At 71.6% G+C, this 15588-nt stretch carries 17 protein-coding genes; 8 read left to right on the top strand and 9 right to left on the bottom strand.

Annotated elements, in window-relative coordinates:
• Nucleotides 1-25 precede the first annotated feature (25 nt).
• The 7 genes from ACFWVC_RS17660 to ACFWVC_RS17630 all read left to right on the top strand — a co-directional run bounded on the left by ACFWVC_RS17660 (nt 26) and on the right by ACFWVC_RS17630 (nt 5230).
• Nucleotides 26-940, top strand: a complete 915-nt coding sequence (locus ACFWVC_RS17660) for an ABC transporter ATP-binding protein (RefSeq protein ID WP_384286001.1) — start codon at nt 26-28, stop codon at nt 938-940.
• Nucleotides 927-1844: an ABC transporter permease gene (locus ACFWVC_RS17655; RefSeq protein WP_384285997.1), complete on the top strand. Its 918-nt coding sequence runs from the start codon at nt 927-929 to the stop codon at nt 1842-1844. The genes ACFWVC_RS17660 and ACFWVC_RS17655 overlap by 14 nt, the downstream gene beginning before the upstream one ends.
• Complete coding sequence (locus tag ACFWVC_RS17650) at nt 1841-2758, top strand: ABC transporter ATP-binding protein (RefSeq protein WP_384285993.1); 918 nt, start codon at nt 1841-1843, stop codon at nt 2756-2758. Before ACFWVC_RS17655 ends, ACFWVC_RS17650 begins: the two co-directional genes overlap by 4 nt.
• 24 nt (nt 2759-2782) lie before the next feature.
• Nucleotides 2783-3502: an ABC transporter permease subunit gene (locus tag ACFWVC_RS17645; RefSeq protein ID WP_384286181.1), complete on the top strand. Its 720-nt coding sequence runs from the start codon at nt 2783-2785 to the stop codon at nt 3500-3502.
• A gap of 97 nt (nt 3503-3599) precedes the next feature.
• The gene (locus ACFWVC_RS17640; RefSeq protein ID WP_384285990.1) at nt 3600-3827 is read left to right on the top strand and encodes a hypothetical protein; all 228 of its coding nucleotides are present in this window, start codon (nt 3600-3602) and stop codon (nt 3825-3827) included.
• A 28-nt stretch (nt 3828-3855) separates the two neighbouring features.
• Nucleotides 3856-4464 (top strand): YceI family protein, encoded by a 609-nt coding sequence (locus tag ACFWVC_RS17635; RefSeq protein WP_384285988.1) that lies wholly within the window; start codon nt 3856-3858, stop codon nt 4462-4464.
• Between the two features lie 43 nt (nt 4465-4507).
• The gene (locus tag ACFWVC_RS17630; protein WP_384285985.1) at nt 4508-5230 is read left to right on the top strand and encodes a rhomboid-like protein; all 723 of its coding nucleotides are present in this window, start codon (nt 4508-4510) and stop codon (nt 5228-5230) included.
• Here ACFWVC_RS17630 and ACFWVC_RS17625 read toward each other — a convergent pair.
• The 9 genes from ACFWVC_RS17625 to ACFWVC_RS17585 form a co-directional block, all read right to left on the bottom strand.
• Entirely contained in the window at nt 5166-5984 is an 819-nt protein-coding gene (locus ACFWVC_RS17625) for an HAD family hydrolase (RefSeq protein WP_384285982.1), read from the bottom strand. The two genes, ACFWVC_RS17630 and ACFWVC_RS17625, sit on opposite strands and share 65 nt — an antisense overlap.
• A complete protein-coding gene (serS, locus tag ACFWVC_RS17620) occupies nt 5981-7258 on the bottom strand; it encodes a serine--tRNA ligase (protein ID WP_384285980.1) in 1278 nt (425 codons plus the stop codon). The genes ACFWVC_RS17625 and serS overlap by 4 nt, the downstream gene beginning before the upstream one ends.
• 587 nt (nt 7259-7845) lie before the next feature.
• The gene (gene pheA, locus ACFWVC_RS17615; protein ID WP_384285976.1) at nt 7846-8775 is read right to left on the bottom strand and encodes a prephenate dehydratase; all 930 of its coding nucleotides are present in this window, start codon (nt 8773-8775) and stop codon (nt 7846-7848) included.
• Between the two features lie 35 nt (nt 8776-8810).
• Entirely contained in the window at nt 8811-10049 is a 1239-nt protein-coding gene (gene efeB / locus ACFWVC_RS17610; RefSeq protein ID WP_384285970.1) for an iron uptake transporter deferrochelatase/peroxidase subunit, read from the bottom strand.
• Nucleotides 10046-11941 (bottom strand): copper resistance CopC/CopD family protein, encoded by a 1896-nt coding sequence (locus tag ACFWVC_RS17605; RefSeq protein ID WP_384285966.1) that lies wholly within the window; start codon nt 11939-11941, stop codon nt 10046-10048. Before ACFWVC_RS17605 ends, efeB begins: the two co-directional genes overlap by 4 nt.
• A gap of 10 nt (nt 11942-11951) precedes the next feature.
• Nucleotides 11952-12404: a copper chaperone PCu(A)C gene (locus ACFWVC_RS17600; RefSeq protein WP_384285962.1), complete on the bottom strand. Its 453-nt coding sequence runs from the start codon at nt 12402-12404 to the stop codon at nt 11952-11954.
• Nucleotides 12401-13066: an SCO family protein gene (locus ACFWVC_RS17595; protein WP_384285958.1), complete on the bottom strand. Its 666-nt coding sequence runs from the start codon at nt 13064-13066 to the stop codon at nt 12401-12403. The genes ACFWVC_RS17600 and ACFWVC_RS17595 overlap by 4 nt, the downstream gene beginning before the upstream one ends.
• A gap of 77 nt (nt 13067-13143) precedes the next feature.
• The gene (locus tag ACFWVC_RS17590; protein ID WP_384285955.1) at nt 13144-13926 is read right to left on the bottom strand and encodes a YcnI family protein; all 783 of its coding nucleotides are present in this window, start codon (nt 13924-13926) and stop codon (nt 13144-13146) included.
• Nucleotides 13927-14026: 100 nt separating this feature from the next.
• A complete protein-coding gene (locus ACFWVC_RS17585) occupies nt 14027-14821 on the bottom strand; it encodes a hypothetical protein (protein ID WP_384285950.1) in 795 nt (264 codons plus the stop codon).
• Between the two features lie 212 nt (nt 14822-15033).
• On the opposite strand from ACFWVC_RS17585, the gene ACFWVC_RS17580 reads away from it, so the two are divergent.
• The gene (locus ACFWVC_RS17580) at nt 15034-15480 is read left to right on the top strand and encodes an ATP-binding protein (protein ID WP_384285948.1); all 447 of its coding nucleotides are present in this window, start codon (nt 15034-15036) and stop codon (nt 15478-15480) included.
• Nucleotides 15481-15588 lie beyond the last annotated feature (108 nt).

Here is a 15588-nt window from a genome sequence, read left to right as displayed (position 1 = left end):
TGGTTCACACCACTAGGTTCGTGGTGTGACTGTGATCGCTGCTGAAAGCCTGACGAAGCGGTACCCGAGGGTGACCGCTCTGGACCGGCTCACCGTGGACATCGGACCCGGGGTGACCGGGTTGGTGGGCGCGAACGGAGCCGGCAAGTCGACCCTGATCAAGATCCTGCTGGGGTTGTCGCCGGCCACCGAGGGCCGCGCCGCCGTGCTGGGCATGGACGTGGCGACCCAGGGCGCGGACATCCGTGCCGCCGTGGGATACATGCCGGAGCACGACTGCCTGCCGCCGGACGTCTCCGCGACGGAGTTCGTCGTGCACATGGCCCGTATGTCCGGGCTGCCGCCGACGGCCGCGCGCGAGCGGACCGCCGACACGCTGCGCCATGTCGGGCTGTACGAGGAGCGCTACCGCCCCATGGGCGGCTATTCGACGGGCATGAAGCAGCGCGTGAAGCTGGCCCAGGCCTTGGTGCACGATCCACGGCTGGTGCTGCTCGACGAGCCGACGAACGGGCTGGACCCCGTCGGCCGCGACGACATGCTCGGGCTGATCCGGCGCGTCCACGCCGAGTTCGGCATCTCCGTCCTCGTGACCTCCCATCTGCTCGGCGAGCTGGAGCGCACCAGCGACCACATCGTCGTGATCGACGGCGGACAGCTGCTGCGCGCGTCCTCCACCAGCGACTTCACGCAGGCCACCGCCTCCCTCGCGGTCGAGGTGACCGAGCACGAGGAGGAGTTGCTGAGCAAGCTCACCGCCGCGGGGCTGAACGTGCACGCCGACGGCCATCTGCTGCTCGTCGACATCGACGGGGACGAGACCTACGACACCGTGCGCGACGCCGTCGCCGAACTGGGCTCGGGCCTGGTCCGGATGGAACAGCGCCGCCACCGCATCGCCGAGATCTTCCGGGGAGGGGACGACCGTGACGCAGCTTGAGGGGGGCGCGCCGGCTGCCGGCGGCGCCCAGGACGTCATTCACGACATCGGGTACCGGCACTACGACGGGCCGCGGCTGGGCCGCGCGTACGCCAGGCGCTCGCTGTTCACACAGAGCCTGCGCGGCGCCTACGGACTGGGCCGTTCGGTCAAGTCCAAGGTGCTGCCGATGATCCTTTTCGCGGTGATGTGCGCGCCCGCCGCGATCATCGTCGCGGTGGCGATCGGCACGAAGATGACCGAGCTGCCGATCGAGTACACCCGCTACGCGATCATCATGCAGGCGGTGATCGGCCTCTTCCTGGCGGCGCAGGCCCCCCAGTCGGTCTCGCTGGACCTGCGGTTCAAGACGACGCCGCTGTACTTCTCGCGCCCGATCGAGGCGGTCGACTACGTCGCGGCCAAGTTCGCGGCGCTCACCACGGCACTGTTCGTCCTCACCGCGACCCCGGTGGTGATCCTCTACATCGGCGCGCTGCTGGCGAAGTTCGACTTCTCCGACCAGACCTCGGGCTTCGCCAAGGCCCTGCTGGCGGAACTGCTGCTGTCGATGCTCTACGCGGGCCTCGGCCTGGTGATCGCGGCGCTCACCCCGCGCCGGGGCTTCGGTGTCGCGGCGATCATCGCCGCGTTCACGCTCCCGTACGGCGCGGTCAGCAGCGTCCAGGCGGTCGCCTCCGTCCAGGGCGACAAGGACGTGGTCGGCTGGCTGGGGCTGTTCTCGCCGATCACGCTGATCGACGGGGCGCAGACCTGGGTGCTGGGCGCGTCGTCCTCCTTCGTCGACGCGGCGGGCCCGCCGAACGCGACGGCCGGCGTCGTCTACGTCGTTGTCCTGCTCGCCGCGATCGCCGGCTGCTTCGGCCTGCTGATGCGCCGCTACCGAAAGGCCGTTCTGTCGTGACCACCTTGTCCATCGACCATGTGTCCCGCTGGTTCGGCAACGTCGTCGCCGTCAACGACGTGACGATGACGATCGGCCCCGGCGTCACCGGTCTGCTCGGCCCCAACGGCGCCGGCAAGTCCACGCTGATCAACATGATGGCCGGTTTCCTGGCCCCCTCGGTCGGCAGCGTGACCCTGGACGGCACCGTCATCTGGCGCAACGAGCAGGTGTACCGGCACATCGGCATCGTCCCCGAGCGGGAGGCGATGTACGACTTCCTCACGGCGCGCGAGTTCGTGATCGCCAACGCCGAGCTGCACGGCCTGCCCGATCCGGGCGCCGCGGCGGCTCGGGCGCTGGCCACCGTCGAGATGGAGTTCGCCCAGGACCGCAAGATCGCCACCTACAGCAAGGGCATGCGGCAGCGCGCCAAGATGGCCTCCGCGCTGGTGCACGACCCGTCGGTGCTGCTGCTGGACGAGCCGTTCAACGGCATGGACCCGCGGCAGCGGCTCCAGCTGATGGACCTGCTGCGGCGGATGGGCGACGAGGGCCGCACGGTGCTGTTCTCCTCGCACATCCTGGAGGAGGTCGAGCAACTGGCGAGCCACATCGAGGTGGTCGTGGCCGGCCGCCACGCCGCCTCCGGCGACTTCCGCAAGATCCGCCGCCTGATGACGGACCGGCCGCACCGCTACCTGGTGCGTTCCAGTGACGACCGGGCGCTGGCCGCCGCGCTGATCGCGGACAACTCCACCGCGGCCATCGAGCTGGACTGGCACGAGCGGGCGCTGCGGATCCAGGCGATCGACTTCGCCGGCTTCACCGAACTGCTGCCGCGGGTCGCGCGCGAGCGCGGCATCCGGCTCTTCACGGTCTCGCCGTCCGACGAGTCCCTGGAGAGCGTGTTCTCCTATCTGGTCACGGCATAGGGCGAGGAGCTTCCTGTGTTCCCACTGTTCAATCCCACCGTGGCCCGGCTGACCTACCGGGGTCTGCTCGGCCGGCGCCGGGCCCTGGTCCTGTTCGCCCTTCCCGCGCTGCTGATCCTCATCTCGGCGGCGGTGCGCGCCCTGACCGGCGCCGACGACTCCACCGCCACCTCGGTCCTGGGCGGTTTCGCCCTGGCGACGATGGTGCCGCTGGTCGGCGTCTTCGCCGGCACCGGCGCCGTCGGGCCGGAGATCGACGACGGCTCGATCGTCTACCTGCTGGCCAAGCCCGTCCCGCGGCCGACGATCATCGTCACCAAGCTGCTGGTCGCGATCGGTGTCTCGGTGGTCTTCTCCGCCGTGCCGACGCTGATCGCCGGTTTCATCCTCAACGGCAACAGTCAGGGCATCGCGGTCGCCTTCGCCGTGGCCGCGGCCGTCGCCTCGGTGACCTATGCGGCGGTCTTCCTGCTGCTGGGCGTCGTGACCCGGCAGGCCGTGGTCTTCGGCCTGGTGTACGCCCTGATCTGGGAGTCGCTGATCGGCTCGCTGGTGCCGGGCGCGCGCACGCTGAGCGTCCAGCAGTGGGCGCTGGCGCTGGCGCAGCGGATCGCGGGCGAGGGCCAGATCACGTCCGACGTGGGGCTGCCGCTGGCGGTGGTGCTGCTGATCGGCGTCACCGTGCTCGCCACCGCGTACGCGGGGCAGCGGATGCGCGCGCTCACGCTGGCCGGCGAGGAGTAGCCCGCCGCGCTGCGGACTCGGCTGCCCGGGTGGTCTTCACCGCCCGGGCGGCCTGGTTTCCTCGGGGCGTCGTGGATCGGATTGTCTGATGTGCTGAGTGACGCCCGAGACTCCGCTGCTCTTCGCCGTCGGTGTGTTCCTGGTCGCACTGGGGCTGCTCGTCGCCCTCTTCCGTCCGGAGCTCGCCGAGCGCATCGACCTGCGCCTCGCCGCCCGTGGCCGGCACCGGCGGCGGTTTTTGGTGTTCCCTCGAAAGTGGGCCACGTCACGTTCCTCCTTGAGGATCCAGGGGAATGGCGTTACCGTTCAAGAGGTTGAAACGTAAACCAACCCCCGACGAGGAGTAACCCATCATGGGCCTGTTCAGCCGCAAGACCGACGCCGAGACCGCGGGCACCCCCGGTGCCGTGGCCACCGCCGACCTGGCGAACCTGACCGGCGACTACACGATCGACCCGACGCACAGCGAGATCGGGTTCTCCGTCCGGCACGCCATGGTCACCACCGTGCGCGGCCAGTTCACCGAGTACGAGGGCTCGCTGAAGCTCGACGGCACCAAGCCGGCCAACTCCTCCGCCGAGCTGAAGATCAAGGTCGTCAGCATCGACACCAACCAGGCCCAGCGCGACGAGCACCTGCGCACCGGCGACTTCTTCGACGCCGCCACCTACCCGGAGATCACCTTCCGGAGCAGCTCCGCCGAGCAGGTCGACGCGGAGACCTACCGCATGCACGGTGACCTGACCATCAAGGACACCACCAAGCCGGTCTCCATCGACTTCGCCTTCAACGGCTCGGCCACCGACCCGTACGGCAACCTGCGCGTCGGCTTCGAGGGTTCGACCACCGTCAACCGCGCCGACTGGGGCCTGACCTACAACGCGGCCCTGGAGGGCGGCGGCGTCCTGATCAGCGACAAGGTCAAGCTCACCTTCGACGTCTCGGCGATCAAGGCGGCCTGAACCGGCTGAGTGCCTGAGCCTTCCCTGCCGCAAGATGGAAGGGATGGCATCGAACGAGCCGGCGCACGACGCCGGTGGCAGGCGGCGCCGCGTCGCTCCGGGCGACGCGGCGCGCCTGCTGTTCCTTCAGGCCCGCGCGTGGGTGCGCTCCACACCCGGCACCCACACCTGGCTGCTCATCCTCGCGGTGACCAGCGGCATCCTCGCGGCCGTGTCGCCGCACATCCGCGGCTTCCTGCTGCACCACAACAGCACCAACCTGGAAGAGCTGGGCAGCCACCCGGTCCGCGTGCTGATCGTCAGCGCGCTGTGGATCGAGTCCCCGCAGGCCTTCCTGCCGTACTTCCTCTTCTACGAGGTCGTGCACGCCCCCGCCGAGCGACGGCTCGGCACCCGGCGCTGGCTCGCGGTCGTCGCCGTCGCCCACGTCGGCGCCACGCTCATCAGCCAGCAGGCGGTCTTCCTGGGCATCCACGCCGACCGGCTGTCGCCGTCGATGGCGCACACCGTCGACATCGGTGTGAGCTACGGCCTCGCCGGTGTGGTGGGCGTGCTCACGCACTACCTCCGACCCCCGTGGCGATGGCTCTACCTGGCGGCCGCCGGGGGCTTCTTCGCGTATCCGCTGCTGCTGTCCGGACGGACGTACACCGACCTCGGGCACTTCACCGCCCTGCTGATCGGACTGGCCTGCCGCGGGCTCATACCGCGGGGTAGAGCCGCTCCAGCACCACCGCGATACCGTCCTCGGCGTTGGAGGCCGTGACCTCGTCGGCGGCGGACTTCAGCGACTCGTGGGCGTTGCCCATGGCGACGCCGTACCCGGCCCAGTCGATCATCGGCAGGTCGTTGGGCATGTCACCGAAGGCGATGGTGTCCGCGGCGGTCAGCCCCAGCCGACGGGCGGCCAGCGACAGGCCCCTGGCCTTCGACAGCCCCAGCGGCAGCAGTTCGACGATGCCGGCCCCGGACATCACGACCCCGACCAGGCCGCCGGCGGCCGCGATGGCCGCCTCGGCGAGTTCGTCGTCGCCCAGATGGGGGTGCTGGATGTACAGCTTGCTGATCGGCGCCGTCCACAGCTCGTCCAGCACGTCGACCTGGCCCACCGGAAGCTCCGACTCGAAGAGCCGGTAGCCGGGGCCGAGGACGATGTCGCCGTCCATGCCGTCGAGCGCCGCCGCGACGGTCAGCCGGCCGGTCGCCGCCTCGATCTTCTCCAGTGCCAGCCGCGCCGTCGGCCGGTCCAGCGTGACCGAGGTCAGCAGCCGTCGCTCGCCCGCGTGGTAGACCTGCGCGCCCTGCATGCACACCGCGAGGCCCTGGTAGCCCAGTGATTCCAGCACGTGCCGGGTGCGGGCGACCGGGCGCCCGGTGACGACGATGTGCGCGGCGCCCGCCTCGGTGGCCACGGCGAGCGCTCGGCGCGAGCGCTCGGAGACGGTGTGGTCGGGCCCGAGCAGCGTGCCGTCGAGATCGGTCGCCACGAGACGGTAGGGCAGGTGCGGGAGCGCAGTCACTTGGCGACCGGCTCCAGCACCTCACGGCCGCCCAGGTACGGGCGGAGCACCTCGGGGACCCGGATCGAGCCGTCGGCCTGCTGGTGGTTCTCCAGGAGCGCGACGATCGTCCGCGGGATGGCGCAGAGCGTGCCGTTGAGGGTGGCCAGCGCGCGCGTGCCGTTCTCGTCCCGCATCCGGATGGACAGCCGGCGGGCCTGGAACTCGGTGGTGTTCGAGGTCGAGGTCAGCTCGCGGTACTTGCCCTGGGTGGGGATCCACGCCTCGCAGTCGAACTTCCGCGCCGCCGAGGAGCCGAGGTCACCCGAGGCCAGCTCGATCACCCGGAACGGCAGTTCCAGCGAGGTCAGCCACTGCTTCTCCCATTCCAGCAGCCGCTCGTGCTCGGCCTCGGCGTCCTCGGGGCGGGTGAAGACGAACATCTCCACCTTGTCGAACTGGTGGACGCGGATGATGCCGCGGGTGTCCTTGCCGTACGAGCCGGCCTCGCGCCGGTAGCAGGGCGAGAAGCCCGCGTAGCGCAGCGGCAGCTTCGCGCCGTCGATGATCTCGTCCATGTGGTACGCGGCGAGCGGGACCTCGGAGGTGCCGACCAGGTACAGGCCGTCCTTCTCCAGGTAGTACACGTCGTCCTCGACCTGGCCGAGGTAGCCGGTGCCGGCCATGGCCTCGGGCTTGACCAGCGTCGGGGTCAGGACGGGGGTGAAGCCGGCCGCGCCGGCCTGCGCGATGGCCGCGTTGACCAGGGCCAGCTCCAGCAGGGCGCCCACGCCGGTCAGGTAGTAGAAGCGCGAGCCGGACACCTTGGCGCCGCGGTCGACGTCGATGGCGCCGAGCAGTTCGCCGAGGTCGATGTGGTCCTTGGGCTCGAAGCCCTCGGCGGTGAAGTCGCGCGGGGTGCCGAGCACCTCCTTGACGACGAAGTCCTCCTCGCCGCCGATGGGGGCGTCGGGGTGGACGATGTTGCCCAGCTGCAGCAGCAGGCGCTGCGCCTCCTCGGCGGCCTCGTGCTGTTCGACGTCGGCGGCCTTGACCGCGGCCTTCAGCTGCTCGGCCCGCTTGAGGAGTTCGGCCCGCTCGTCCCCCTGGGCCTTCGGGATGAGCTTGCCCAGCGTCTTCTGCTCGGCGCGCAGCTCGTCGAAGCGGGTACTGGACGACCTGCGCCGCTCGTCGGCGGAGAGCAGGGCGTCGACGATGCCGACGTCCTCTCCACGGGCGCGCTGGGAGGCGCGCACACGGTCGGGGTCCTCACGAAGCAGGCGAAGGTCAATCACGGGGACAGGCTACCGGGGGAACGGGCCCGAACGCGACAAGTTAAGTGCTTTATGTAACGTTATGTCCGATTCGAAAGGGAGGGCACCGGAAATGGGGCGCGGCTGAAAATGACGTTAAAGTGTCCGTCAACCGAATTCCGCACGTCCCTCCCCCGAGGGCATGTGGCCTGTGGACAAAGGCAGTTGGAGCAGGTCCGGCGGGACGGGTTATCCACAGGGGGCCGGGTATTCCACCGGCTTGTCCACAGCGGGTGTGGATGAACTGTGGACGATGGAGTCGATCATTCCGGCGGACCGTCGTGGGCCCATGGATTCCCCGGTCAAACCCCACTCACACTCCCTTTCGAGTGAGAATTCTTCCCCCTATCGAGTTGTTCGAAGGTATTGGGGTGACGAATGCCGACCTGAGGGTCTGTGCGGTGGGATGGCGCCCCTGTACCGATTTGTCGATCTGGTCCCTACTCGTCATCACTGTCGTGTCGACTTATCCCCAGCTCGCCCCCAAGGCCTGTGGATAACGTGGTGGACAACGGAAGGGCCCACCGGTTGTTCACCGGCAGGCCCCCTGGGACGCGCGGAGCGGAGGGTCAGGCCCGTCCGTCCAGAGCCCTCCCCAGCCAGTCCGCGGCCGCGATGAACTCCTCGTCCGTCGTCCCCTTGCGCTGCTGCGGCCCTACCCGGTCCGCCCGCGGGTACGAGCCGAGGAAGCGCACCTGCGGGCAGATCCGCTTCAGCCCCATCAGCGCCTCGCCGACGCGGCGGTCGGTGATGTGCCCCTCGCAGTCGACGGAGAAGCAGTAGCGGCCGATGCCCTCGCCCGTCGGCCGCGACTCGATGCGGATCAGGTTGACCCCGCGCACCGCGTACTCCTGCAGCAGTTCCAGCAGCGCGCCCGGATGGTCCTCGCCCAGCCAGAAGACGGCGGAGGTCTTGTCCGCCCCGGTCGGCGCGACCGGCCTGGCCGGACGGCCGACCAGCACGAAGCGGGTCTCGGCGTTCACCGCGTCGTGGATCCCGGTGGCCAGCGGGTCCAGTCCGTACGTCGGGGCCGCGAACTCCCCCGCGAACGCCGCGTCGTGGCGGCCCTCGGCGACCAGCCGCGCGCCGTCCGCGTTGGAGGCCGCCGACTCCCACTGGGCGTCGGGCAGGTGCTCCGCCAGCCAGCGGCGCACCTGCACCTGGGCCGCCGGGTGCCCGGTGACGGTCTTGACGTCCGCCAGCCCCGTGCCCGGCCGTGTCAGCAGGGCGAACACGATCGGCAGCAGCACCTCGTGGTAGATCATCAGCGGGGTCCCGGCCGACAGCTCGTCGAGGGTGGCGGTGATGCCGCCCTCCATCGAGTTCTCGATCGGCACGAGCGCGGCCGCGGCCTCCCCGGTGCGCACCGCGTCGAGCGCGGCCTGGACCGACACCGCCGGCACCAGCTCCCGGGTGGCCGCCTCCGGGAGGGTGCGCAGCGCGGCTTCGGTGAACGTGCCCTCAGGACCCAGATAGGTGTAGCGGCTCGCCGGCGACATACAGGTCAGCCTAGGGGCCCTCCCGGCGGCCCGCCCTACGCCTCCAGCAGCCGCTGCCCGACATACTCGCCGGGGCCCGCCCCGCCCGGTACCGCGAACAGCGCGCTCGCCTCGTGCCGCAGGAAGCGGGAGAGCCCGTCACCCCGGTCGAGCTTGCGCTGTACGGGGACGAAGCCCGTCAGCGGATCGGCCTGCCAGGCCACGAAGAGCAGCCCGGCGTCCGGGGCGCCGTCGTCGCGGAAGCCGTCGTGGTACGAGAAGCCGCGCCGCAGCATCGCGGCGCCGCCGTTGGACTCCGGTGCGGCCACGCGGACGTGGGCGTCGGCGGCGATGGCGAAGGTCCGGCCGTCGGCCTCGATCCTGTTCAGGTCCGGCTTGGTGGTCTCGGTGCCGCCGGACAGCGGGGCGCCGTCGGACTTGCGGCGCCCGATGACCCGCTCCTGGCGCTCCAGGGGGAGGTGGTCCCAGGAGTCCAGCAGCATCCGGATGCGCCGCACCACCGCGTACGAGCCCCCGGCCATCCACTCCGGCGCGCCGGAGGAGGGAACGAAGACCCGCTGCCCGAAGTCGGGGTCGGACGGCTTGGGATTGTTGGTGCCGTCGATCTGCCCCATCAGATTGCGGGTGGTGCGGGGAACGGCGGTGGCCCCGGGGGCGCGGTTGAAGCCGCTCATCTGCCAGCGCGGTGCCGCCGTTCCGGCGGCCTCCTTCTGCAGCACGCGCAGGGCGTGGAAGGCGACCAGCGGGTCGTCCGCCCCGATCTGGATCCACAGGTCGCCGTCGCCGCGCCGCGGGTCGAGCGCGTCGGCGGAGAAGGCCGGCAGCGGGGCCAGTGCCTCGGGCAGCCGCGCCCGCAGCCCCGTCCGGCCGAAGAAGGAGCGGCCGAAACCGAAGGTGACGGTCAGCGAGGACGGCCCGGCGTCCAGGGCGATCTGGTCGTCACCGGCGGGAGCCCGGCCCGCCGTCATCGCCTCGGCCGCCGCCGACCAGCGGCGCAGCAGCGCGGCCGCGCCCCCGCGCCCGGCGTCCGCGGCCAGGTCGAAGGCGACGAGATGGCCGTGCGCCTGAGCCGCGGTGACGATGCCGGCCTGGTGGACACCGTGGAAGGGCACGCTCGCGGCGCCCACCGAGGCGAGCGCGGCCGGCTCGTCGCGGGCCGCGTTCGCCGCGACGGCGGAGCCGCCGCCCACGGCCAGCCCCGCGGCGCCGGCCGCACCGGCGGTGCCGAGCAGACGGCGCCGCGAGATGTGCCGGCGGATCGGGTCGTTCGTCAACTGATCTTCACTGTCCTGGTGCGGGTGACCTGGTCGATGTCCGAGGTCCGTACGGTGACCGAGACCGTCCACTGCCCGGGGATCGGGATCTGGACGTTCTCCGCGCTCCAGTGGCCGGTGTCGATCTTGCCCAGGGTGACCGGGATCGGGCCGATCTTCTTGGCCGGGAGGGTGAAGGAGACCTTCACCTCGGGGACGTCGCGCGCCTGGCCGTCGGGGGCGGTGATCAGCAGGTGCAGCTCGTTCTCGGCGGTGCTGCCCGGGTCGAGCGTCACCTCCGCCTCGCCCTTGCCGTTCGGGCCGCCGGTGTCGAACGGGATCCGCACGTCCAGGGGTTCGGGGACCGAGGTCGCCGGGGCGGTCGCCCCCGCCGCCGCGCTCTCCTCGGCCGCCCGGCCCGGCTGCGTACCGGTGAGCAGGGTGGTGACACCCAGGATCACGACCGCGACCGCTGCCTCGGCGAGCACGGACTTGCGCAGGCCCGTGCGCTCCGGGTCGGCGTCGCGCGCCTTGCGGTCCCGCTCCTTGGCCAGCGCCGCCTCCTGCCGGGCCAGTTGCGCGGTGCGTACGGAGGGGTCGCCGCCGCGCCCCGCGGCCACCGGCTGGGCGACGGCGGCCGCGGCCCTTGCGCTCTTCGCGCTCCGCACGGGCTGGACGGCCTTGGCCTTCTCGGCGAGCCGCCCCGTCCAGCGCCGGGAGAGCCAGGCCAGCTCCAGCAGCAGCACGACCAGTCCGAGCTTCACCAGCAGGAGCTGCCCGTAGCCGGTGGAGACCAGGGCGTCCCAGGAGCCGAGCTGACGCCACGACTGGTAGACGCCGGTGGCGACCAGGGCCGCCACGGCCCAGAAGGCGATCCGTGAGAACCGCCGTACCGCCGAACGCTCCACCGGCAGCCCCCGCCACAGCGCGACGAGCAGTGTGGCCAGGCCGCCCAGCCAGACCGCCATGGCCAGCAGGTGGACGATGTCGACCGGCATGGCCACCGACGCCTGGATGCCGACCGAGGCGTGCTCGGCCATCGCCCAGGTCGCGGCGAGGCCCACGGCCACGACGGTGCCGCCGATCGACAGACCCCAGGCGAGGTCCTGGCGCTCGACCGGGTCCTCGCGCTTGGCGTAACTGCCGAACAGCACGGCGATGAAGACGGCCGACGCCGCGAGCAGCAGCATCCGCGACAGCAGCGCGGCGCCGGGCCGGGTGTCCAGGACGTCACTCACGGCGCCGAGGTCGAGGACGTCCCCGAGAGAGCCCCCGTTGGCGTACGGGGCGCGCAGCAGCAGCAGCGCTATCGTCGCGGCGACCATGGTGGCCCAGCCGCCGGCGACCAGCCGGCGCAGCGGCCGCAGCTGGGCGCCGGCCGGCCAGCAGACGCCCAGGAAGAAGGCCGAGCCGACCAGCAGGGCGAACCCGAGATAGGCGGCGTAGCGCCCTACGTCGTACAGCGCTCCGACCACACCGCCGCCCGCCTCCTCGGTGGGCAGGCTGACCGTGGTCTTCGAGGGCGCGCCGACGGAGAAGACGAAGGCCCCCGCCACCGGGTGGCTGTCGGCGGAGACCGCCTTCCAGGCCACGGTGTACGTGCCGTTGCCCAGCCCGGGCCGCAGCGCGACGACCGCCGTGTCGCTCCCCTCGCCGCCGTTGCTCGCGGCGCCGCTGTCGGCCCGCTTGCCGTCCGGTCCGAGGACGCGGACGGCGTCGGACGCCAGCAGCACGCCCTCGGAGAAGGTCAGCCGCACCTGCTGCGGCGCGGTCTTCACCACCGAGCCCTGTGCCGGTTCGGTCTTCACCAGCGCGGCGTGCGCGGAGGCGGGCGCGGCGCCGCCGAGCAGCAGGCCGAGCACCGCCAGTGGTACGGCCAGCAGTCGCAGCCCGGCCTTCGTCAGCTCCTTCATAACGCCCTCCTCAGTCCCCCGGGCGATAGCCCGCCGGCTTGACCGGGACCCGTACGTCGATGGCGTCGGTGTCGTCGAAGTGCAGTTCCACGGACACCTCCTCCCCGGCCACGGGCTTGTGCGTGAGCTTCATCAGCATCAGGTGGTTGCCGCCGAGCCCGAGGGTCAGCCGTCCGCCCGCCGGGACGGTGAACGAGGCCACGGACCGCATCGCGTTGCCCGCGGTGGAGTGCATGGTCACCTCGCCGGCCAGGTCGCTGGTCACCGAGGTCAGCCGGGCGTCCTGGTCACCGCTGTTGGTCAGCGTGAAGTAGCCGGCCGCCATGTCCCCGAGCGCGGGCTGCGGTATGTAGGCGCCGCTGACGTTGAGTTCGGGACCGTTCGGCGAGGAGCCGCAGGCCGTGGCGCCGAGCCCCAGCCCGAGGGTCAACGCGACCGCCACCGCTGCGGCCGGGCGCCTCACGGTGTCCGTCCCTGGATGATCTTGGGCAGGTCGGCGGCGAACTGCTGCGAGGTGGTGCCCGACATGTAGAGCACGTGCGCCTTGTCGTCCTTCGGCGAGTACGCCATGACCTGCGCGCCGTGCGTGACGGTGATGCTGCCGTCCTTCTCCTTCACGGGCTTCTCCACGGCGATCCCGAGCGAGCGCGCGCCCGCCTGGATCGTGGCGAAGTCACCGGTCAGGCCGACGAAGGACTTGTCCATGGCGCCCAGCCAGGCGCCGAGCCGCGACGGGGTGTCGCGCGCGGGGTCGGTGCTGACGAAGACCACGGTGAGCGCGGCCTGTTCGGCCTTGGGCAGCTTGGACTTGGCGATGGCGATGTCACTCATCGTCGTCGGGCAGACGTCGGGGCAGTGGGTGTAGCCGAAGAAGAGCAGTGTGGGCTTGCCCGCGGTCTTCTTGACCAGGTCGTACTTCGCGCCGTGGGTGTCCGTGAGGATCATGTCCGGCTTGTCGAACGGCGTGTCGAGGACGGTCGCGGCCTTCTGAGTGGCGTCGCTGGACACGACGACGGCGTCGTTGCCGGCGCCCGCCGTGTCGTCGGAGCCGCCGCAGGCGGCCAGGGTGAGGGCGAGCGCGGCGACGGCGGCCGCCGCGGCCGCCGTCCGGGTGGTGGTACGCATCAGGTTTCCCCAGGAAGTTCGGTACGACGCCGGGTGGCCGCCGCCGCGCACGGCGGCGGTCACCCGGCGATGCTGCGTCAGACGGCGGGGGTGCCGCCGCCGGCGCCGCGGCGGCGGCCGGCGAGCACGCCGAAGCCGACGCCCAGCACGCCGACGACGATGCCGACGACGCCCAGGACCCGGGCGGTGGTGTCACTGGAGTCGGCGGACGCGGTCTTCACCGTGGTGGCGGTCTTGCCGTCACCACCGGCCTTGGTGTCGGCGACGGGGGAGGGGGAAGCGGCGGCGCCGTGGCTGTGACCGCCGGGCTCGGCGTCGGCGGCAGCCGCCAGCGTCAGCACGGGCGCCGGGTGCTCCGGCTCGTCCTGGCCCTCCTGCTGCTCCTCGATCCAGCGGACGACGTCCTTGTTGTCGTACGTCTGGACGGCCTTGAAGACCAGCTGGTCGGCGTCCTCCGGCAGGGGGCCGAGCGAGACCGGGAACTGCTGGAACTCACCCGGGGCGATCTTCCCACCGGTCCAGGTGATCTTGGTGACGGCCTCGGTGATGCTGCCGTCGTCGCTCGTGATGGGCTTGGCGAGCTTGGTCTTGACGACCTCCGCCTTCCAGCCGGGGACGGGCTGGAGGGAGACCGACGCGATCGGGTGGTCGGCCGGCAGGTTGACCTCGACCTTGATGGTCGACGCCTTGTCCTCCTCGTTGGGGACCTTGAAGGCCACGGTGCTGTAGCCGCCCTTGGCGGCGGTGCCCGGCTGCACGGAGACGTGCGCGAAGGCGGGCACGGCGGCGGCGAGGACGGCCGCTCCGCTGAGTCCGGCGATGGCGACGGCGCGACGCATGGCGGTGCTCATGGGGTTCATGGGTGCAGACACTCCACGGGTGATGAAGGTGTGAGGGATGACAGATGGCACGCGTGCGGCGCGCGACTCCGTCTCCCTACGTCCGTGGAGCGGGTCGCGTTCAGGCCGCGAGGGCGTACGCCGGAGGCCCGCGCCGGGCGAGGCTGTGCCGCAACAGGACTGTGCGCGGCCGACCGGAGTCGGCGGCCCGGCGGCGCGGGACGGCCGCGGCGGACGGCGTGGTGAGCGCCTCCGACACCAGGGCGCGCATCAGAGCGACGGCGTGCCGCAGGGCGGCGCCGGTGAGTTCCGCGAGACCGCGCACGCCCAGAGTGATCAGCCGCCACAGCGCGACCTCGCCACGGCGCAGCAGCCAGCCCGCGGCGAGCGCGGCGAGCAGGTGCCCCAGCAGCATCGGCAGGCTGTAGGCCAGCATCGTGCTCTCGGCGTGAGCGTGCGTCATGCCGCTCATCCCGCTCATCCCGCTCATGTGGGCCATGCCACCGAGCGGCAGGGCGTCCGGGTCGATGCCCGCCTGGCGCACGATCTGCCGTGCCGTCGACGGGGTGAGCGGCAGAGCCCGGTGGCTGCAGATCAGCCGTCCGGCGAGCTCCATGATCCCGCCGGTCCGGGGGGCGCCGCCCGGACCGCAGACCCCGCCCGCGTTGAACAGCACGTGCAGGGCCAGCTGTCCGCCGGCCAGGCCCGCGGCGATCCCGGGGAGCGACCGCTCCCGGCCGGCCAGCGGCGCCGCCACCGCGAAGACCATCACCCAGCCGGCCACCAGCGACCAGCCGGGCACCGCGTGGCCCGAGGCGAGCGAGTGCGCGACCGCGGACAACACGACGCAGACCGCGGTGAACACCGCGGCCCGCAGCAGTCGCAGATCGGCGCCGGCGCGCACAGGAGAGGCCATGACGGGCGTCATCCTCTCACCGGGTCCCCCGTTCGCGTGCAGTGGGTCTCGCATTTCGGCGGTGTGTGCTATGGGTTCCGGCCGCCCGCGTACACCCATGTGCCAGGGCCGGGCATCGGCCGTATGGGCGGCATCACGTCAACACCACGCTTACCGGCCGTGTTTCGGGGCAATACGTAACGGTATGTCGAGCCGCAGCCAGGAGGCTGAGCATGAGCATCTGGTGGTCCCTCCATTTGCGGCGCGAGGCTGCGAGCGTTCCGCTCGCCCGTCGGCTCCTGCTGGGGACGATGGAGACCGCCGGGGTGGACCCCGACATCTCGTACGACTTGTCCGTGGCCCTCAGCGAGGCCTGTGCCAACGCTGTTGAGCACGCGAGCCACGGCGAGTACCGGGTGACCGCCCGTATCGAGGGCGACCGCTGCCGCATCGAGGTGGCCGACTCCGGACCGGGCTTCGCCCCGGATCTGCGCCGCACGCACCACTCCGTACGACCGCTGTCGAAGAAGGACCAGCACGCCGAGCACGGACGCGGGCTGTTCCTGATCGAGGCGCTGGTGGACCATGTCCACTTCCACAACCGGCCCGGTCACGGGGCGGTGGTCAGTTTCGACAAGATCCTCAAATGGCGGGACGACGCGCTGCTCAGGGTGTCGTGACCCAGGGCGTCCCCGCCCGGCGTCAACCGCCCGCCCGCGCGCGGTCCTTGCGCCGGTGCGGGCGGCCCCCCGTCCCGTGGGGACGGAGCGGGGGCACCGCCCGCGCGC

Source organism: Streptomyces sp. NPDC058691, from assembly GCF_042714775.1.
Classification (GTDB): Bacteria; Actinomycetota; Actinomycetes; order Streptomycetales; family Streptomycetaceae; genus Actinacidiphila.
Note: the sequence above shows the minus strand (reverse complement) of the source record. Positions and strands in the feature narration are given on the sequence as shown.